This is a genomic window from Sphingomonas panaciterrae (genome assembly GCF_036890205.1).
Taxonomy (GTDB): Bacteria; Pseudomonadota; Alphaproteobacteria; order Sphingomonadales; family Sphingomonadaceae; genus Sphingomonas; species Sphingomonas panaciterrae.
In genome coordinates, this window is the sequence record NZ_JAKNQR010000008.1 from 94293 (window position 1) to 114312 (window position 20020).

Annotated in this window: 14 protein-coding genes and 1 pseudogene; 10 read left to right on the forward strand and 5 right to left on the reverse strand. The window is 66.4% G+C overall.

Annotated features, from left to right (window positions below):
• Nucleotides 1–45: 45 nt before the first annotated feature.
• From L8F96_RS15520 to mnhG, 6 genes are read left to right on the forward strand one after another with little or no spacing between them, the layout of a single operon-like run.
• Nucleotides 46–2943, forward strand: a complete 2898-nt coding sequence (locus L8F96_RS15520) for a monovalent cation/H+ antiporter subunit A (protein ID WP_222119865.1) — start codon at nt 46–48, stop codon at nt 2941–2943.
• Complete coding sequence (locus L8F96_RS15525; protein ID WP_046406828.1) at nt 2943–3281, forward strand: Na+/H+ antiporter subunit C; 339 nt, start codon at nt 2943–2945, stop codon at nt 3279–3281. Before L8F96_RS15520 ends, L8F96_RS15525 begins: the two co-directional genes overlap by 1 nt.
• On the forward strand, nt 3278–4891 hold the full coding sequence (locus L8F96_RS15530; protein ID WP_334656566.1) for a monovalent cation/H+ antiporter subunit D: 1614 nt from the start codon (nt 3278–3280) through the stop codon (nt 4889–4891). Before L8F96_RS15525 ends, L8F96_RS15530 begins: the two co-directional genes overlap by 4 nt.
• A complete protein-coding gene (locus tag L8F96_RS15535; RefSeq protein ID WP_296218842.1) occupies nt 4888–5379 on the forward strand; it encodes a Na+/H+ antiporter subunit E in 492 nt (163 codons plus the stop codon). The genes L8F96_RS15530 and L8F96_RS15535 overlap by 4 nt, the downstream gene beginning before the upstream one ends.
• Nucleotides 5380–5381: 2 nt before the next feature.
• Nucleotides 5382–5657, forward strand: a complete 276-nt coding sequence (locus L8F96_RS15540) for a K+/H+ antiporter subunit F (protein ID WP_334656590.1) — start codon at nt 5382–5384, stop codon at nt 5655–5657.
• Nucleotides 5654–6028: a monovalent cation/H(+) antiporter subunit G gene (gene mnhG / locus L8F96_RS15545; protein WP_197075289.1), complete on the forward strand. Its 375-nt coding sequence runs from the start codon at nt 5654–5656 to the stop codon at nt 6026–6028. Before L8F96_RS15540 ends, mnhG begins: the two co-directional genes overlap by 4 nt.
• A 73-nt stretch (nt 6029–6101) precedes the next feature.
• Here mnhG and L8F96_RS15550 read toward each other — a convergent pair whose 3' ends face one another.
• Nucleotides 6102–8738, reverse strand: a complete 2637-nt coding sequence (locus tag L8F96_RS15550) for an ATP-binding protein (RefSeq protein ID WP_334656567.1) — start codon at nt 8736–8738, stop codon at nt 6102–6104.
• An 82-nt stretch (nt 8739–8820) separates the two neighbouring features.
• A complete protein-coding gene (locus tag L8F96_RS15555; protein ID WP_334656568.1) occupies nt 8821–10578 on the reverse strand; it encodes a DUF885 domain-containing protein in 1758 nt (585 codons plus the stop codon).
• A 289-nt stretch (nt 10579–10867) separates the two neighbouring features.
• On the opposite strand from L8F96_RS15555, the gene L8F96_RS15560 reads away from it, so the two are divergent.
• From L8F96_RS15560 to L8F96_RS15570, 3 genes are all read left to right on the forward strand, one after another.
• Nucleotides 10868–11509, forward strand: coding sequence for a flavin reductase family protein (locus tag L8F96_RS15560; protein WP_231621816.1), 642 nt, complete (start codon nt 10868–10870; stop codon nt 11507–11509).
• Nucleotides 11506–12423, forward strand: a complete 918-nt coding sequence (locus tag L8F96_RS15565) for a LysR family transcriptional regulator (RefSeq protein WP_125946153.1) — start codon at nt 11506–11508, stop codon at nt 12421–12423. Before L8F96_RS15560 ends, L8F96_RS15565 begins: the two co-directional genes overlap by 4 nt.
• A gap of 96 nt (nt 12424–12519) precedes the next feature.
• Entirely contained in the window at nt 12520–13764 is a 1245-nt protein-coding gene (locus tag L8F96_RS15570) for an acyl-CoA dehydrogenase family protein (protein WP_046406833.1), read from the forward strand.
• Between the two features lie 34 nt (nt 13765–13798).
• Here the strand turns inward: L8F96_RS15570 and L8F96_RS15575 are convergent, their stop codons facing one another.
• Nucleotides 13799–16159: a TonB-dependent receptor gene (locus L8F96_RS15575; RefSeq protein WP_334656571.1), complete on the reverse strand. Its 2361-nt coding sequence runs from the start codon at nt 16157–16159 to the stop codon at nt 13799–13801.
• Nucleotides 16160–16195: 36 nt separating this feature from the next.
• A complete protein-coding gene (locus L8F96_RS15580) occupies nt 16196–17611 on the reverse strand; it encodes an amino acid permease (RefSeq protein WP_334656572.1) in 1416 nt (471 codons plus the stop codon).
• 92 nt (nt 17612–17703) lie between these two features.
• Between L8F96_RS15580 and L8F96_RS15585 the strand changes: the two genes are divergently transcribed.
• Nucleotides 17704–18159 carry an Lrp/AsnC ligand binding domain-containing protein gene (locus tag L8F96_RS15585; RefSeq protein WP_046406818.1) on the forward strand — a complete coding sequence of 152 codons (456 nt, stop codon included), beginning with the start codon at nt 17704–17706 and terminating at the stop codon, nt 18157–18159.
• 165 nt (nt 18160–18324) lie between these two features.
• Here L8F96_RS15585 and L8F96_RS15590 read toward each other — a convergent pair.
• Nucleotides 18325–19986 (reverse strand): annotated as a pseudogene (locus L8F96_RS15590) (amidohydrolase family protein); the annotation flags it as partial.
• Nucleotides 19987–20020 lie beyond the last annotated feature (34 nt).

Here is a 20020-nt window from a genome sequence, read left to right on the forward strand (position 1 = left end):
GCATCCATTGGAGGTCGTGGGATACCGACGTCTGGCACAGGCCTGTTGTGGCTGATCCTTCTGCTCCCGTTCGCGGGGAGCCTCGCCGCCGCGCTGTTGCGGCCGGGCGCGCGTACCGCCGCCGCATCGATCGCCGGGGTAACGGCGCTCGCGGGCACCATCCTGGTGGGGCTGCTGTATCCTGCGCTGGCGGGCGGCGGCCTGCTCGAAAGCCGTGTCGAATGGCTGCCCTCGCTCGGCCTGAACCTCGTGCTTCGGCTCGACGGCCTGTCCTGGGTGTTCGCGATGATGGTGCTGGCGATCGGCTTCCTCGTCGTCCTCTACGCCCGCTATTACATGTCGCCGGAAGACCCGGTCCCGCGCTTCTTCTCCTTCCTGCTTGCCTTCATGGGCGCGATGCTCGGCCTCGTCCTGTCGGGCAACCTCGTCCAGCTGGCCTTCTTCTGGGAAATGACCAGCCTCGTCTCGTTCCTGCTGATCGGCTATTGGCACCAGAATGAAAGCGCGCGCACGGCGGCGCGCATGGCGTTGCTCGTCACCGCGACGGGCGGGCTGTGCCTGCTGATCGGCGTGGTGCTGATCGGCAAGATCGTCGGCAGCTACGATCTGCAGGTGGTCCTTTCGGCCGGCGAGACGATCAAGGCGCATCCGCTGTACAAGCCGGTGCTGATCCTCATCCTGATCGGCGCCTTCAGCAAGAGCGCGCAATTCCCGTTCCACTTCTGGCTGCCGCACGCCATGGCCGCACCGACGCCGGTGTCCGCCTATCTCCACTCGGCGACGATGGTGAAGGCCGGCATCTTCGTCATGATGCGGCTGTGGCCGGTGCTGGCCGGCACCGACACCTGGTATTTCGTCGTCACGCTCACCGGCATCACGACGCTGATGATCGGCGCCTGGGCGGCGATCTTCCAGCAGGATCTGAAGGGGCTGCTCGCCTATTCGACGATCAGCCACCTCGGCATCATCACGCTGCTGCTGGGGATCGGCAGCCCGCTCGCGCTGGTCGCCGCGATCTTCCACACGCTGAACCATGCGACCTTCAAGGCATCGCTGTTCATGGCCGCCGGCATCATCGATCATGAGGCGGGTACGCGTGACCTGAGGAAGCTGAGCGGCCTCTACCGCTTCATGCCGATCACCGCGACGCTTGCGATGGTCGCGGCCGCGGCGATGGCCGGCGTGCCGCTGCTCAACGGGTTCCTGTCGAAGGAAATGCTGCTCGCCGAGGCGCTGGAGGATTACAACGACACCTGGCTCGATCAGGCGTTGCCCTATCTCGTCACGGTCGCGCTGATCTTCAGCGTGCTCTATTCGGTGCGCTTCATCCACAAGACGTTCTTCGGCCCGCCGCCGCAGCTCGATCGTGTCCCGCACGAGGCGCCGCGCTGGATGCGCGTGCCGATCGAGGTGCTGGTGCTCGCCTGCCTCCTCATCGGGATCGTCCCGGCGATCACCATCGGCCCGGTGCTCTCGCTCGCCGCCGCTTCGGTGCTCGGTGAACGCATGCCGGTGTACAGCCTGGCGATCTGGCACGGGTTCAACTTCCCGCTGTTCCTGAGCGTGGTGGCGATGGTGCTCGGCACCTTTGCTTATGTGATCTTCGCCCGCCGCCTGAACGCGATGAGCGCGCCGCCGCTCGTCGGCCTGCTCAAGGGCCGCCGCATGTTCGATGCCGCGCTCTACTGGCTCGTCACCGGCGCCCGCTGGGTCCTGCCGCGCGCGGGAACCAGCCGGCTGCAGCCGCAATTGCGCATCCTCGTCTCGGTCGCCTGCCTTGCGGGCGTGCTCCCCTTCCTCAGCCACGGCTATTCGCTGGGTACGCGGCTCGGCACCGTGCTGGATCCGGGCTTTGGCATGTTGTGGGTGATCGGCGCGGTGCTCGCCATCGCCGGCGCCTGGCAGGCGAAATACCATCGCCTCGCTGCGGTGGTGCTGGTGTCGGGCGTCGGCATGATCAGCTGCATCAGCTTCGTCTGGCTTTCCGCCCCCGATCTCGCGCTCACGCAGCTGCTGGTCGAGACGGTGACGACGGTGCTGCTGCTGCTGGGCCTGCGCTGGCTGCCGCAGCGCCTGCCCGACGTCTGGCCCGAACATCATACGCCGTCCCGCGTACGCTTCCGCCGCGGGCGCGATCTCCTGCTCGCGGTGCTGGCCGGCGCTGGCATGGCGCTCATCTCCTATGCCGTGATGACCCGCCCGCTGCCGGCGACCATCTCGCGCTTCTTTGTGGAGCAATCCTATGTCGCGGCGGGTGGCCGCAATGTCGTGAACGTCATCCTCGTCGATTTCCGCGCCTTTGATACCTTTGGCGAGATCACCGTGCTGGCGATCGTCGCGCTGACGGTCTTCTCGCTGCTGCGCCGCTTCCGCCCGGCTGGCGAAAGCGTCGGCCTGCCCAAGCAGCAGTTGCGGCAGGACGCGTATGACGACGCCGGCGAAGGCCGGGAACGCGGTGACACGCTCTCCGACTATCTGCTCGCGCCGCGCGTGATCATCGAATGGCTGTTCCCGGTCATCATCGTGTTCGCGCTCTACCTGCTGATCCGCGGGCATGACCTGCCGGGCGGCGGTTTTGCCGCCGGCGTCACCATGTCGATCGCGCTGGTGCTGCAATATATCGCGTCGGGCACCCGCCATGTGGAGGCGCGGCTCCGGGTCCGGCCGATCAACTGGATGGCGATCGGCCTGCTCGGCGCGGCCGGGACGGGGGCGGGTGCGATGCTGTTCGACCGGCCGTTCCTCACCTCCTGGTTCCGCTATCTGGACCTGCCGGTGATCGGCAAGGTGCCGGCGGCGACCGCGCTGCTGTTCGACCTTGGCGTCTATCTGCTGGTGGTCGGCGCCACCGGCGTCATCCTGATCGCGATCGCACACCAGTCGATCCGCACCCCCGTGCGGCGCAAGAGCCCGCCGGTCGATCCCGCGCCGGAGCACGTCTGATGGAGCTTGTTCTCGCCCTTGGCATCGGTGTCCTCACCTCGTCGGGTGTGTGGCTGATTCTTCGCCCGCGCACCTTCCAGGTGATCCTTGGCCTGTCGCTCCTGTCCTATGCGGTGAACCTGTTCATCTACGCGATGGGCCGGCTGAAGGTGGATGCCCCGCCGATCGTCGGCGCCATCGCCGGGGATGCCAGCGGCTATGATGATCCGCTGCCCCAGGCGCTGGTGCTGACCGCGATCGTCATCTCTTTCGCGATGACGGCGCTGCTGCTCGTCGTCCTGCTCGCCTCGCGCGGCATCACCGGGACCGACCATGTCGACGGGGACGACGGCGAATGACGGTGGACTGGGCACGTCATCTTATCATCGCTCCCGTGCTGCTGCCGATGGTGGCGGCGGCGATCATCCTGCTGCTGAAGGAGCAGCGCGTGGTGGCAAAGCGCGTGATCGCGCTCGGCACCGCCGCTGCCTTGCTGGGCGTCTCGATCGCGCTCCTCATGCAGGTCGCCTCCGCCGGCTTCGCCGGGCAGCGTGCGACCGTCGCCTATCTGGTCGGCAACTGGCCCGCGCCGGTCGGCATCGTGCTGGTGCTCGACTGGCTGTCCGCGCTGATGCTGGTGCTTACCAGCACCCTCGGCCTCACGTCGCTGATCTATGCCACCGCGCGCTGGGACCGCGCCGGGCCGCGCTTCCACGCCTTGTTCCTGTTCCAGCTGATGGGGCTGAACGGCGCCTTCCTGACCGGCGACCTGTTCAACCTGTTCGTGTTCTTCGAGGTCCTGCTGGCCGCGTCCTTCGGCCTGCTGCTGCACGGATCGGGCAAGGCGCGCATCAAGGCCGCGCTGCATTATGTCGCGATCAACGTGGCGACCTCGCTGCTGTTTCTGATCGGCGCGGCAATGGTCTATGGCGTCACCGGCACGCTCAACATGGCCGATCTGACGCTGCGCATCCGCGCCGTCGGCCCGGAAAACCTCGCGCTGCTGCAAAGCGGCATGGCGATCCTCGGCATCGCCTTCCTGGTGAAGGCGGGCATGTACCCGCTCGGCTTCTGGCTGCCGCGCACCTATGCCGCCGCCGCGCCGCCGGTCGCGGCGCTGTTCGCGATCCTCAGCAAGGTCGGCATCTACGCGCTGCTGCGCGTCTATCTCCTGCTGTTCGGCATTCAGGGCGGCAACTTCGGTGAGGAATGGCTGCTGTTCGGCGGCATGGCGACGATCGCCTTCGGCATGATCGGCGTGCTGGCGGTCCGCACGCTGACGCGCATCGCCGGCTATTCGCTGATCGTCTCGGCCGGCACGCTGCTCGCCGCGGTCGGCGCCGGGGAGGGCGACGTCCTTGCCGGCGCGCTGTTCTATCTGGTCAGCTCGACGCTCGGCATCAGCGCCTTCTACCTGCTGATCGAATTGATCGACCGGCGTGACATGGGGCCGCTCGCCGTGGGGGAGCCGGTGTTCGACGATGAATATGCCGGCCCGCCCGACGAACGCGAGACGGAGGTCGGCGTCGTGATCCCGGCGACGCTGGCGATCATCGGCGGCGGCTTCGCCTTCTGTGCGCTGCTGATCGCCGGGCTTCCGCCGCTGTCGGGCTTCATCGCCAAGTTCGCGATGATCGACGGCCTGCTGAACCTGGGTGAAAAGGTCGCGCCTGCCACCTGGGTGCTGATCGCGCTGATGATCAGCTCGGGCTTGGCCACGCTGATCTCCACCAGCCGTGCGGGCATCGACCTCATCTGGGGCCCGTCGGACATGCCGCAGCCCGCGCTGCGCGTCAGCGAGGCGGTGCCGGTCGGCCTGCTGCTCGTCGTCTGCCTCGGCCTCATGGTCTTCGCGGGGCCGGTGATGCGCTACATGGAGCGCGCGGGCCAGTCGCTCGGCGATCGACAGGGCTATGTTCAGGCCGTGCTCGGTGCCTCGCGCATCGCCGCGCAGGAGGGGCGGCCATGATCCGCCGCCTGCTCCCGCATCCGCTCCTCGCGCTGGCGCTGCTGGGCATCTGGCTGATGCTCACCCAGTCGGTGTCGCCCGGGCAGATCCTCCTCGGCGCGGCCGCCGCGCTGCTCGCTACGCACGCCTTTGCCGCGCTCTACGCCGGCCCGCCGATCCGGGTGAACCTTCGCCCGCTGCCGCGGCTCTTCGGCCATGTCGCGATCGACATCCTGCGCTCCAACCTGGCGGTGGCGGCGATCATCGTCTCGCGCCGGCGCGACCGGGTGGCCGATTTCATCACCATCCCCATCTCGCTCACCAACCGGCAGGCAATCGCCTGCCTCGCGCTGATCGTCACCGCGACGCCGGGTACCCTGTGGGTCGACTTCGATCGCCGCCGCGGCACCTTGCTGCTCCACGTGCTCGACCTGGTGGACGAGGAAAGCTGGATCCAGCTGATCAAGGGCCGGTATGAATCGCTGCTGATGGAGATCTTTGAACGGTGACGATGATCGTCCTCGCCCTCGCCATCACGGCTGCGCAGGTCATGCTGGGCGCGGCGATGATGTGCGCAGCCTATCGCATGGCCATCGGGCCGCGCGCGCAGGATCGCGTGCTGGGGCTCGACACCTTTTTCACCAATGCGATGCTGCTGCTGCTCACCTTCGGCATCCAGACGGGGCGCACCTTGTACTTCGAATCCGCGATCACGATTGCGCTCCTCGGCTTCGTGGGCACCGTTGCCTTGTCCAAATTCCTGATGCGCGGCGAGGTGATCGAATGATCCAGGCACCGGACCTTCCCGGCTGGGCAGCGCTGCTCGTCGGCCTGCTCGTGCTCGCCGGCGCGGGCGTCACGCTGATCGGGTCGATCGGCCTGCTGCGGCTCAATTCCTTCTTTGACCGCGTCCACGCGCCGACGCTCGGCGCCAGCCTCGGGATGCTGCTGATCGTCAGCGCCTCGATCGTCTGCTTCTCGGTCCTGCGCACCCGCCCGTCGATTCACGAGCTGCTCGTCGTCTTGTTCCTGACCTGCACCGCGCCGGCCGCCTTCATGCTCCTCGCCCGCTCCGCGCTCTATCGCACGCGCGCGGAAAAACAGGGGAGCGCGGTCGATCTGGCGCACGATCGCGACGCCCCCGACCGGCGCGATTAAACGCTGGCCAGGGCTTGTCCGGTCCTGCGTCATCCGAGGCCGATTATCGCCGCAGACAGGCCGCCGCCGCGCGTTACGGGGCCGTTCGCGACCCCAGCACATGGCGCACCTTCCGCGCCAGCGCCTCGCGCGTATAGGGCTTCGACAACAGCTCGACCCCCGGGTCCAGCCGGCCATGATGGACGATCGCATTCTCGGTATAGCCGGACGTGAACAGTACCGCGATTTCCGGCAGCCGCTCCTTCGCCTTGCGCGCCAGCTCCGGGCTGCGCAGCGGCCCCGGCATCACCACGTCGGTGAACAGCAGGTCGATCGGGATGCCGCTGTCAACGACGCTGAGCGCGCTCAGCGCGTCGCGTGACTTCAGCACGCGATAGCCAAGTTCGGTCAGCAGCGCGACGGTGGTCTCGCGCACCTCGTCGTCGTCCTCAACCACCAGCACGGTTTCCGACCCCCCGCGTGCCGGCCCCGCGCTGATCTCGGTGACGATATCCTCGTCCTCGGCCGATCGCGGCAGGTACAGGCGGATCGTCGTTCCTTCTTCCACCTCGCTGTAGATCTTCACATGGCCGCCGCTCTGCTTGACGAGGCCATGGACCATCGACAGCCCCAGCCCGGTGCCCTTGCCCTCCGGCTTGGTGCTGAAGAACGGCTCGAACACCTGGTCGATCAGCTCGCGCGGGATACCGCTGCCGGTGTCGGTCACCGCGATCATCACATATTGGCCGGGGTTCACATCCTCATGCTGGCGGCAATATTCGTCATCGAGGAAGGCGTTGCTCGCCTCGATCGTCAGCCGCCCGCCGTTCGCCATCGCATCGCGTGCGTTGATCGCGAGGTTCAGGATCGCATTCTCGATCTGGCTCGGGTCGATCAGCGTGTTCCACAGCCCCCCGGCGACGATCGTCTCGATCTCCACGTCCTCGCCGATCGACCGCCGCAGCAGATCGTCCATGCTGCGCACCAGTCGCCCGAGGTTGATGACCTTGGGCTCCAGTGGCTGACGCCGGCCGAAGGCGAGCAATTGCGAGGCAAGCTTGGCGCCGCGGGTGACCCCCGCCATGGCATTCTCGACGCGCTTTTCCGCGCGCGGGTTCCCCACCACATCGCGGGTGAGCAATTGCAGATTGCCGCTGATCACCTGCAGCAGGTTGTTGAAATCGTGGGCCACCCCGCCGGTCAGCTTGCCCAGCGCCTCCAGCTTCTGCGCCTGTTGCAGCGCGCGCTCCATCGTCGCGCGTTCGGCCGCCTCATGGTGCAGCTTCTCCAGCGCGGCGCGCAGTTCCTCGGTGCGCTCGGCGACGCGATGCTCCAGCGTCTCGTTCAGCTGGTGCAGCTGGTCCTCGGCGCGCTTCTGGTGAGTCACGTCATAGCCGTCGACGAAGATGCCGGTGACGCGTCCATCCTCGCCGCGGATCGGCTGGTAGACGACGTGGACGAACCGCTCCTCGGGCGCAGCCCCCGGCTGCCGTTCGACGATCACCGGCACGTTGCGGCCGATATAGGGCTCACCGGTGGAATAGACGTGGTCAAGCCGCTCGAAATAGCCCTGGCCGGCGATCTCCGGCAGCGCCTCGCGCGCCGACAGGCCGATCAGGTCACGATGGCCGACCAGCTGCAGATAGGCGTTGTTCACCAGCTCGAACCGGTGATCGGGCCCGGTCACGATGCACATGAAGCTGGGCGCCTGACGGAACAGGTCGCGCACCCGGTCGCGCTCGCGCGTGCGCGCCTCGAGCGCGTCGGCGCTCGCCAGGCCGGAGGCGATCTGGCCGCCCAGCAGGTCAAGGAAGCTCAGATATTGGTCGCTCGCCGGGCGATAGGGGTTGAGCCCGACCACCAGCGCGCCGCGCGGCCGGTGGCCGACCTGCGCACCCAGCGGAACGATCGCGATGCGCGACGGGGAACGGTCCCAATTGCCGGTCGGCAGGTCTCCGGGCGGCGCATCCTCGACCAGGATCGCGTTGTTGTCGGTTAAGCGGTCAAGCGACCAGCACTCTGCCGATGTCAGCGGATGATCGGCCGCGATCCCGGCATGGGCCGCCATCTGCGGCGCACCGTCTTCGCCAAACAGATAGACGATGCTGAACGGCAGGTCCGAACGGTTATGCGCAAGGCCGGTCTGCACCGCCTCCACCACTTGCGTGCGGCCCTGCGCCGCGGCGAGCCCGGAGGCGAGCTCACGCAGCGATTCGAGCCGGCGCTCGCTGATGACGCGATCGGTCTCCTCCGATACCGCGCAGAACACGCCCTCCACCGCACCGGTGTCGCCGATCAGCGGGCTGTAGGAAAAGGTGTGGTAGGTCTCCTCGCGATAGCCGTTGCGTTCCAGCACCAGCAGCAGCGCGCGGTCCCAGGTCGACTGGCCCTGCTCGTAGACGGTCGCCAGACGATCCTTGATGTCGTCCCAGATCTCCGCCCACAGGATCCGCGTCGGGGCGCCCAGCGACTGCGGATGCTTGTTGCCCAGCGTCGGGCGATAGGCGTCGTTGTAGAAGAAATGGATGTCGGAGCCCCAGCCGAGCCACATCTCGAACCGCGACGTCAGCAGCAGGCGAAGCGCCACCTTCAGCGCGTTTGGCCAACAGTCGGGATCGCCAAGCGTCGTGGCGGACCAGTCATGGGCGCGCATCAGCCGCGCCATTTCACTGTCGCCTACGAAGATGTCACTGTAGAGCTCATGCTCGATACTGCGGATCGTCAATGTCATGGGCCCCGGTTGCGGATCGCGTGCGAGTAACGCCAACGATCCGCGCAGGCTATAGTCCAATCCGTTAAATGGTTACCGGTTGTCAGGCGCTTGGCCACGATTTCAACCGGCGTTCCAGCACCGTCAGTGGCATCGCCCCGCCTTGCAGCACGAAGTCATGGAAGGCGCGAAGGTCAAAGCCCGGCCGCTTGCTGGCCTCGTCGCGCAGCCGGGTGAAGGTCGTATGACCGATCATGTAGCTGCAGGCCTGCGCTGGCATCACGATATACCGGTCCACTTCCTTGGCAGCGCCATCGCGTGTCATCGAGCTATGCTCGGTCAGATAGTCGATCGCCCGCTCGCGATCCCACCCACGGCTGTGGATGCCGGTATCGACGACGAGCCGCGCAGCGCGGAACAGATGGCTTTGCAGATAGCCGATCTTCCCGGTGGGATCATCGTCATACATGCCCAGTTCGTCCGCGACCTGCTCCGCATACAGGCCCCAGCCTTCACGAAAGCCGTTGAAGAACCAGGTGCGGCGATACAGCGGCAGCTCGCCGGCCTCGAGCTGAAGCGCGATGTCGAACAAATGCCCAGGCGCCGCTTCATGAAAGGCGAGCGTCGGCAGCGTATAGCGCGGCCAGTCGCTGATCGATTGCAGGTTGATGAAGAAGACGCCCGGCCGGCTGCCATCGGCGGCGCCGGGGTAGGCGACACCGAACGGATTGCCGTCTTCCATCTCCCGCGCCATCCGGCGGATTTCATACCCGTTCTTGGGTAGCTGCCCGAATGCCTCGGGCAGCTTCTTCTTCACGCGGTCCAGCCGGTCATTCAGGTACGCGATGATCGCCGCGCGCCCCTCCTCCGTATCCGGAAATGCCTGGTCGGATGTGACGGCCAGCGCGCTGGTGCGTTGCTTGATGCTGCCACTCGCCATTCCCTGGCTTTTCAGCAGAGCGTCAATCTGCGTCGAGAGCGTGGCGACCTGCGCCACGCCGAATGCGTGGATCGCGTCGGCCGTCATGTCCGTCGTCGTATGCATGCGCAGGCAGGCTTCGTAATAGGCAGCGCCGTTGGGCAATCGGCCCACGCCCACGCCCGCCTTGGCGCCGTCCGCTCCCCGCGGCAGCACGGCCTGCAACGCCGCGATCTGGCGCGTCAGCGCGGGCCGTATGCTATCCGCCACGATTGTCTGTGCTCGCGCGCCATAGCCGGCCAGCTTTAGTGCGGAGGCCTTGGTCTCGATCGCGGTGACCAGCCCGTCCTTGGCAGGATCAGCGTCCCGAGCCGCCGTCAGGATGGCAATCAACTGCGCCACGATCACGCGCGGCGCGATCGCGCCGGCCGCCGCATTGCGCGTGATCTGCGCGCTCTCGCCGTCGATCAGCCCCGGTATCAGCGCCAGCCGGGTAAGATAGGCCTCTGCATCGTCACGGCTGGTGACCGGATGGAAGTCGCGGAGCAACAGCGTGCTGTTCTGATAGGCGGATTCCAGCGGCGTCGGCCCATAGGGGCCGCTGCCGGCGTGATAGGCAAAGCTGTTCAGCGCGTGCTGCGCCTCCAGGTCGAAAAGCGATACCTCGCGTTCCAGCCGGTGCTCATCGGAAAGATCAGTGTCCGGCATGGCCTGAAGCTCGCGAAGATGTTTCGCCGTCGTCCGCCTCGCCCGGTCAAGTCCACTCAACGAACTTTCACTGAACCGGCTGCGCAATGATGCCCGTTCTCCAGTATCAATCCCGAAGAAGGTCGCCATTTCGGGATTTAGCGTCAGCCGTTCTTCAAACTGGCGGGTCAGCAGGTTTGGAATGGCCGTGCTGGTCGTCCTGGTGCGCGCGGCGGCAGGAAATGCGATGAGCATCGTTCCCACCGCGGCCGATGTGATAAGTGACCGGCGTGTATATCCCTGCGTCAATGCATTCCCCCGTTACCATCTTTTGCTTGCCTACATCCTTGTCAGCAATGGGGCCGGGGGTCCAGCAACACAAAGCGCGATTGTCGTAGGCGGGGGCGCTGTTACGCTGCTTTGTCACTGATCTGGATCATCCCGGTTGTGCGGGGGGATCGAAAGCGGCGGCGCGTGGCTGCACGCGACAAGTCTCTTTCACCCGCCGCCCGATGATGACATCGCTGGCGGCATGCAGTTCGTCATGTCCGATCTCGCGCCGCGCGACCGCTACAAGATCCTGGTGTCCACCGTCACGCCGCGGCCGATCGCCTGGGTCACCACGCGCGGGCGCAACGGCGTGGTGAACGCCGCGCCCTACAGCTTCTTCAACGCGATGGGCGATGATCCGCCGCTCGTCGTGCTGGGGCTGCTGAAGGACGCGTCGGGCGCGAACAAGGACACCGCGACCAACATCTTCGACACCGGTGAATTCGTCATCAATCTGGTGAGCGAGGCGGATGCCGAGGCGATGAACCTCTCCTGCGTCGATGCGCCGCGCAATGTCAGCGAGATCGATTATGCCGGCATCGCGACGCGTCCCGCCAGCCGGGTGACACCGCCGCTGATCGCCAGCGCGCCGGTCAGCTTCGAATGCGTCCGGCGCGAGATGCTGGAGATCGGCCCGCGCCAGGTGATCGCCGTGGGCGAGGTGGTGGTCGCGCATGTCCAGGACGCCTTCGTCACTGATCGCGAACGCCTCCATCTCGATACGGCCGCCATGGGGCTGATCGGCCGCGTCCATGGCACCGGCACCTATCTGCGCAACAGCGACACCTTCACCATGAAGCGCCCCGCCTTTGACCCGGATCGCGCGGCAGCCGCCGCGGCGCGACGGGGCGAATGACCCGGCCGATCAGTCGGATCGACCTCAACCTCCTCGGCGTGTTCGAGGCGATCTATTCGCGCGGGGGCGTGACCGCGGCGGCGCGGCACCTGCACCTGACGCAATCCGCGATCAGCCACTCGCTGGCCAAGCTGCGGGTCGCCTTTGATGACGAGCTTTTCGTGCGCTTCGGCAATGCCATGGTGCCGACCGCGCTCGCGCGCGCAATCATCGGTCCCGTGCGCGACGCGCTGGGCATGGTGGAACAGGCGCTGGTCGCCGCCGCGCGTTTCGATCCCGCCACCACGCAGCGCAGCTTTCGCATCGGGCTGCGCCAGGCGAACGAGGCGCGCTTCTTTGCCGATCTCGTTTCGCGCGCACTGGCACAGGCGCCCGGCGCGACGCTGGTCAGCGTCAATTTCCGGCGCAGCGAGATCGCCGCCGCGCTGGCGCATGGCGAGCTGGACATGGCGATCGACGTGCCAAGCGCGGCGATCGACGGCCTGCTTGCCGAGCCGCTGCGCACCGATACGATGGTCGTCGCGGCACGGCGCGGTCACCCGGCGATCGACGGCGCGATCGATCTCGCGACCTATCTTGCCTGCGACCACGTCCACGCCTCGCCCCGCTCAACCGGGCTGGGGCTCGAGGATCAGGCGCTGGCCACGAAAGGCCTGTCGCGCACCGTGCGCGTCCGCTGCCAGAACATCTGGTCGGCATGGCAGACGGTGGCGCGCAGCGACATGATCCTGACCCTGCTCGATGCCCATGCCCGTGCGCTGAGGCCGGTCGCTGACCACCAGGTACTGCCGCTGCCGTTCCGGATCGCGGCATGGCCGCTCCAGCTGCTCTGGCACGAAAGTGCCGCGCGGGACCCGGGCAATGCCTGGCTGCGGGCGCTGGTGCAGGAAACCTTTGCCGGCAGCACGCCATGAATGGTGCTCATGTGCGTGATCGACAAACGTCATTTCGCGCATGATCCGCGCTGCGCTAGCCTTGGCGCCAATCATCAAGAGAGGCTTGCGTCCCCCGTGTCCAACATCTTCACCATTCCCGAGCTTGACGATCTGCGCATGTCCGAGGGCGCCCGGCCGCTCTTTGAGGCGGTCAAGCGCCACATTCGCGAAAACGTCGATCCGATCATGGAGGAATATGTCCGCCTTGGCGAAGGCCGCGAGGACCGCTGGAGCTTCGCGCCGGGCCAGCTCGAATTGCTCGAAGGCGCCAAGGAGAAGGCAAAGGCCGCCGGCCTGTGGAACTTCTTCCTTCCCAATGCCGAAACGGGCGAGGGGCTGTCGAACCTCGACTATGCCTATATCGCCGCCGAACTCGGCAAGTCGCCGCTCGCCTCGGAATCGCTCAACTGCTCGGCCCCCGACACCGGCAATATGGAAGTGCTTGAGCGTGTCGGCACCCCCGAACAGAAGAAGCAGTGGCTGGAGCCGCTGCTCGCCGGTGAGATCCGCTCCGCCTATGCGATGACCGAGCCCGATGTCGCCTCGTCGGATGCCAAGAACGTCCGCTGCCAGGCGGTGCTCGAAAATGGCGAATGGGTCATCAATGGCGAGAAATATTACATCTCGGGCGCCGGCGATCCGCGCTGCAAGGTGATGATCACCATGGTCCGCACCAGCGAGGATGGGCCAAGCTCGCAGCAGCAGTCGCAAATCCTCGTGCCGATCGACACCCCCGGCGTCGAAATCCTCGGGCCGATGCACGTCTTTGGCGCGGATCACGCGCCGCGCGGCCACATGCACATCCGCTTCAACAACGTGCGCGTGCCGGAGGAGAACATCCTGCTCGGCGTCGGCCGCGGGTTCGAGATCTCGCAGGTCCGCCTCGGGCCGGGCCGCATCCATCACTGCATGCGTACCATCGGCAAGGCGGAAATCGCGCTCGACCTGATGGTGAAGCGTGGCAATTCGCGCGAGGCATTCGGTCGCTCGCTCATCATGCTGGGCAAGAACCTCGAACTCGTCAGCCGCGCGCGGATCGAGATTGAGGCGATGCGCCTGATGGTGCTGAAGGCGGCCAAGGCAATGGACGTGCTTGGCAACCGCGAGGCGCGCGTCTGGGTCAGCATGGTGAAGGCGATGGTGCCGGAAAAGACCTGCCAGATCATCGACCAGGCGATCCAGATCCATGGCGCGACCGGCGTGTCGAAATGGACCCCGCTCGCCGAGCTTTACGCCGACGTGCGCCACCTGCGCTTCGCCGACGGCCCGGATGAGGTTCACCACATGGTCGTCGGTCGCAACGAACTGGCGCTGCACTGATCCGATCAGGAAACCGGGGCAGGGGCGCTGGCGGTCAGAACCGCCGGCGCAGCTGCACGGTCACTTCGCGCGGGGCGATCGGATAACCGATCGTCCCCACGCTGCCGCTATTGTAGCGGCGATCGGTCAGGTTCGTCGCGGCGATCATCACGCCCCAGTCCCGCCAGTCGATCCCGGCCTGCACATTGACCGTTTCGGCGTTGGTCACGCGGTGCTGCGGCTCGTTGCACAAGGCGATGTTATAGTCGGACGCGCCGCTCACATCGCCGCCCACACGCCATTGCGCGTCGCCGATCGGTCGGGTCAGCGCGGCGCGCAGCTGATAGCGGAACGACGGGGTGAACCGCAGGTCGAGCTGGCGCTCATCGGCAACGAACGCGCCGCACCCTGGGCTTGAGGCCAGCCGCGTGAAGCGGTCCGCCAGCGTCGCGATCCACCCGCCGATCTCCAGCCCCGGCAACGGGTTCGCCGCCCATTCGACCTCCAGCCCCTGAATCCGCGCATCGCCGACATTCTGGCGAAAGATCTCCGGCGGCCCCGCCGTCACGCGCGACGCGGAAAAGGCGATGTCGGTATAATCGTTGATGAAATAGCCGGCGTTCACCCGCAGCCGCCGGTTGAACCAGTCGGATTTCACCCCGGCTTCATAGGTCCACACCGTCTCCGGCGCGATCGCGCCCTGCCGGTCCAGCGCGAAGCTGATGTTGCGCGCCCGCCCATCGAAACTGCCGCTGCGGAACCCCTTCGCCACGGAGGCATAGAGCAGCGCGCTGTCGCCTCCCTCGCTCCCCAGCCGATAATCGACCGCAATGCGCGGCGACACGTCGGTCCACCGCTGCGCAATCCGCCGCTGCGCCGCGCGCCCATCGGGCAGCACCAGCACGGTGTCGGGTGCGGTCAGGAAGCGCACCGCGTAGCGCTTGCGCTCATCGGTATAGCGCAAGCCAGCGGTCACATGCGCGCGCGGATCGAGCGCGACCGTCATTGATCCGAACGCCGAATAGCTGTCAGTATCGAGCCGCGGCTCATAGGGCGACCAATTGCCGCTCGTCCCCGCCCCGCGCGATGGCGCGTTGAAGAAATCACCGTTGCGGAACCGCGCATCCGACCCCGCGGGCGTCGCCAGGCTGACGGCGGTCAGCTGGTCATTATGCTCGTGGAAATAATAGGCGCCGGCGACCCATTCAGCACGCTCACCGAGCGCCGATCCGGTCAGCTGCACTTCCTGGCTGACGCTGTGCTGCCGCTGATCCTGCAACAGGATCACATTGCTGCCGACCCCCGGCGGATTGGCGGTTTGGTCGAACCCGATGCGCGATCGCAGCGCGCGATAGCCGGTGATCGACGACAGCTTCATCCCGCCGCCCAACTGATAATCAGCACGCAGCGACAGCCCGCCGCTGTCGGTGCTGTTCAGCGGATCGGTGTCGGCGGACAGGAAATTGTCGATATCTCCATTCGGCGCAACGAAGCGGTTGGTGATGCGGCCGGGGGCGGCGGGATCGGGTTGGAACCGCTGCGGAAAACGCGGCCCCGATCGATCGCGGGTGAGGTCACCCGTCGCCAGGATCGTCAGCGCGGCATCCGGCTCCCACAGCAAGGATACCCGGCCCCCCAGCAGGTCCTGCCCGTTGACCCGCGCGCCATTGATCAGGTTGCGCCCCCAACCGCGCTGGTTGCGCGACAGGCCGGAGACACGAACCGCGACATCGCTGGCCAGCGGCACGTTGATCGCACCGCGCGCGTCCAGCCGGTGGTAACTCCCCAGCGTCACGTCCATCGCGCCGCTCACCGCGTCCAGCGTCGGCCGCTTCATCACCAATTTGATCGCGCCGCCGCTCGTATTGCGGCCGTAGAGCGTCCCCTGCGGGCCGCGCAGCACCTCGATCCGCTCGACATCGATCAGGTCGAGCAGCGATCCCGTCGACCGCGGCAGGATCACGTCGTCGACATAGATGCCGACCGGCGGATCGTTGGTGAAGATCGAATCGCCTTCGCCCACGCCGCGCAGGAACACGAGCGCGCCCGAACTCGTCCCGAAGTTTCGCGCGAGGTACAGGTTGGGCACCGCCGCCCCGATGCGGTCGAGGTTGGCCGCGCCCTCTGCCTCCAGCCGCGCGCCGCTCAGCGCGGTGATCGCGATCGGCACACGCTGCGCCGATTGCTCGCGATGCTGCGCGGTGACGACGATGTCGCCCAGCGGCTCGCCCAGCACCTCGCCACGCGCAACATCCCGCGGGCTTGCTGGTGCAACGGAGTCCGGTGCCACCTGCGCACTGGCCGGCACGGCGGCGAGGCCAGCCGCTATCATCATGACGTTGCGCACATATCCCCCCGACAGCCGGCGCAGCGCGCCAAGCCGGCGCCCGCTATGGAGCGGACGCCACTTGGTCAAGGGGCGGGGGCGATGTGCGTCACCCCCGCGTTGCGATCAGCCTTGAACGTCGGCCTGCGGCTTCATCATCATCGTCACCAGCAGGTAGATGCCGATGCCAAGGCCGTTCCACAGCAGGAAGTACAATTGCGTCTGCGCCGGCAGGCTAAGGAACAGATAGGCGCAGCCGGCAATCGCGATTCCGCCGACCAGCCACGGCAGCGGCGTGGCAAAGGCGCGCGGCTGATCGGGCGCACGGCGGCGCATCAGGATCATGCACAGCGCGACCGCGGCAAAGGCTGCCAGCGTCCCCGCATTGGCGAGTGCGGCGATCTCGTCGAGCGGGAAGACGCCCGCGATCACCCCGACGATCACCGCCGTGAAGATGGTGATACGCACCGGGCTGCCCCGGCTCGACAGCCGGGCGAGCGATGCTGGCAGCAGCCCGTCGCGCGCCATCGCGAAGAAGATCCGCGACTGACCGTACAGGAACGCCAGGATCACCGTCGGCAGCGCGATCACCGCGGATCCGGCGAGGAAGGTCGCTGCGCCCGGCTGGTTCAACTCGCGCAGGATCAGCGCCAGCGGCTCGGGGCTGCTGGCAAAGCTGGTGTAGGGCAGGGCGCCGACGGCAGCGGCGGCCACGGCGACATAGATGACCACGCATGCCACCATCGATCCGATGATCGCGATCGGCAGGTCGCGCTGCGGCTTGCGGGTTTCCTCCGCTGCGGTCGCGATCGCGTCAAAGCCGTAGAAGGCGAAGAAGATGATCGCTGCGGCGGCCATCACCCCGCGCTCGACGCCATCCGGCCCGGTCGACTTCGCAAAGCCGTTCGGCGCGAACGGGTGGAAATTGTCGGCGTTGAAATATGGGAGCGCGACCACGACGAAGACGATCAGCGCGACGATCTTCACCAGCACCAGAAGCGCGTTCAGCGTCGCGCTCTCACGCGTGCCGAGCAGCAGCAGCGTCGCGACCACGCCGATGATGAAGATCGCCGGCAAATTGACCAGCCCGCCAAGCTCCGGGCCCTGCATCAACGACATGGGTATCCCCAACGTCCCCTGCAGCAACGGCGCGGCATAGCCTGACCAGCCGACAGCTACCGCGCTGACCACCAGGCTGTATTCCAGGATCAGGCTCCACCCGATCACCCAGGCGGCCAGTTCGCCGATCACGGCATAGGTATAGGTGTAGGCGCTGCCCGATCCGGGATACATGGTCGCCATTTCGGCATAGGCGAGCGCGGCGCAGGCACAGATCAGGCCGGCGATGACGAAGGACAGGATGACGGCCGGCCCGGCCTTGCCCGCGCCGACGCCGATCAGGGTCAGGATGCCGGTGCCGACGATCGCGCCGACACCCATCGCCAGCAGATGCGGCCACGACAGCGTGGCTTTCAGCTGCTGTTCCCCTCCGGCCTCCCGTGGCGCGATGATCTTGCGTTTATTCCAGCGTGCCACGCTCAATTCCCCTTCTTCATGCCGTCTTAGCAGATCCTTGTTGCGCAGCAGGTTCGCCAGGATAGTCTGTCGTTCCTGCTCCCTCCCGAAGGTCTGCCATGCTTGATGTGATCGATCGGAATATTCTTCGGGTTCTCCAACGCAATGGCCGCATCACCAATCAGGAGCTTGCGGCCCAGGCCGGAATTTCCCCATCAGCGTGTTTCGATCGTCTGCGCAAGCTTCGTGAACAGGGATATGTCAGCGACATCGTCGCTTTGCTCGACCCCCAAAAGCTTGATCGGGCGCTCTTGGTGTTCATCGAAGTGATGCTGGATCGGACCACCAGCAACGTGCTGGGCGATTTTGCGGCGGCGGTGCAGGACATGCCCGAGATCCTGGAATGCCACATGGTCGCCGGCGGCTTCGATTATCTGCTGAAGGCGCGGGTCGAGGACATGGCCGCCTATCGCGCATTCCTCGGCAATTCGCTGTTCCACATGACGGGCATCCGCGAAACGCGCACCTTCGCCGTGCTGGAAGAGGTAAAGTACACGACTGCCCTCCCGATCTGAGCCGATCGGCCGGGCGCCCCTTCAACAGGGGCGCCCGACCGGCATCAGGATGCGGGCGTCGCGGTGGCGAAGGGCGGTTCCTGCGGAATGACCGGCGGCGACACGGGCGTCGGCACCACCTGNGGTGGCGAAGGGCGGTTCCTGCGGAATGACCGGCGGCGACACGGGCGTCGGCACCACCTGCTTCTCGCGTTCGACCATCGCGGCGACATCGGCGAGCAGGCGGGGCGCGTCATAGACGATGCCGTCCTTGATCGTGTAGCGCACGCCGCCGATCCGCTCCTGCTTGTTCGTCTCGGGGTTCAGCCGGACGTAGCCGGTGCCGTACAGCGTCTTCAGATTGGCGAGCGGGTTCTCCGGCACGATGACGAGGTCGGCCAGCATCCCGCGCCGCACGGCGCCGAACTCCGGCTCCTGACCCTTGGGCTCCATCAGCGTCTTGGCGCCATTGACGGTCGCCGCGCGGAAGATCTCCAGCGGGGTCAGCCCCGCCTCCTGGTATAATTCCAGTTCCTCGACATAGGCGAAGCCATAAACCTTGTAGATGAAGCCGGAATCGGTCCCCACCGTCACCCGGCCGCCGATCTGGTTGTAATCATGGATCAGCTGGAAGAAGTTCTTGTAGAAACCCTTCCAGTTATTTTCGATCTGGCTGGTCCAGTCGAAGAAATAGGATCCGTGATTGTCGCGCGTCGACTGAAAATAATTCCACAGCTGCGGCGTCGTATATTTTCCCTGCCAGTCCGCATTGCGGGCGCGCATCAGGTCGCGCGAGGCCGCATAGATATTGAACGTCGGGTCGAACGTGACGCCGTTCGCCTTCTGCTCCTTCAGATAATCCCACCATTGCTCCGACCCGACATCATAGATCTCGTCCTTGATGTCGGCGACCTGTGCGAAACGATGCAGTTCGTTGTAGAAATTATAATCGGGCGTGAACTTCTGGATCGTGTGGTTCTTCAGCAGCGATTCCATATGCCCGTAGAAGTGGGTGATCGTGTCCAGCCCCGCGCGGCCGGCGATCGCACCGTTGAAATCGGACACGCCGGTCTGGCTGAGATGGGCAACGGTGCCCATCTTGTTCTTGTGCGCCTCGTCGATCGCCGCGCTCATCACCGCGGGGGTTTCATCCTCGCGCCCGAAGAACTTGATCCCGTCGATGTCGTTCTTGGCGGCCCAGCGCACCCATTCGCGCGCCTTCTCGGGGCTGGAGATCCGCCCGCCAGACCAGCCGGCGCCCAGCGTCTGATAGTTGAAGATGCGCGGCGCCGCGATCTCGTTGCGCGCCGACCGTGCCTTTTCATTGCTGGTGAAGGACGGGGAGGCGAGCGACACGCCGCGCACCGTCGTCACGCCATGCGCCAGCCACAGCTTGTAGGCGTAGGAAGCGTCGGGCGCCTTGTCCTTGGCCGGCAAATGCGTGTGCAGGTCGACGAAGCCGGGCAGCACGTACATGCCGGTTGCGTCGATCTCCTGGTCGAAATCCTGCGGCGCGCGGTTCTGCGCCAACGCCATGCCCGGCCAGCCGGCCTGGCGGATGTCGGCGATGCGATTGCCCTCGACGACGATGTCGACCGGGCCGCGCGGCACCGATCCGGTACCGTCGATCAGCGTCGCGCCGCGGATGACGAGGCGGCGGAACGGGCCGGCGCCTTCCCCGGCCGCGCGGGCCGGGGCGGCGCCCGGCTGGTTGCCGGCGGGCGCGGCTGCCGCGGCGGCGGCGCGCGGCGCCTTTTCCTCATGCGCCAGCGCGGGGCCGGCCAATGCCATGCCGGCGGCCGAGGACAGCATCAGCAGGCGAGTGTTCAACAGGCGAAACAGGGCCATGGTCGATCCTTGAATAGATGGGCAGGGGCGTGAC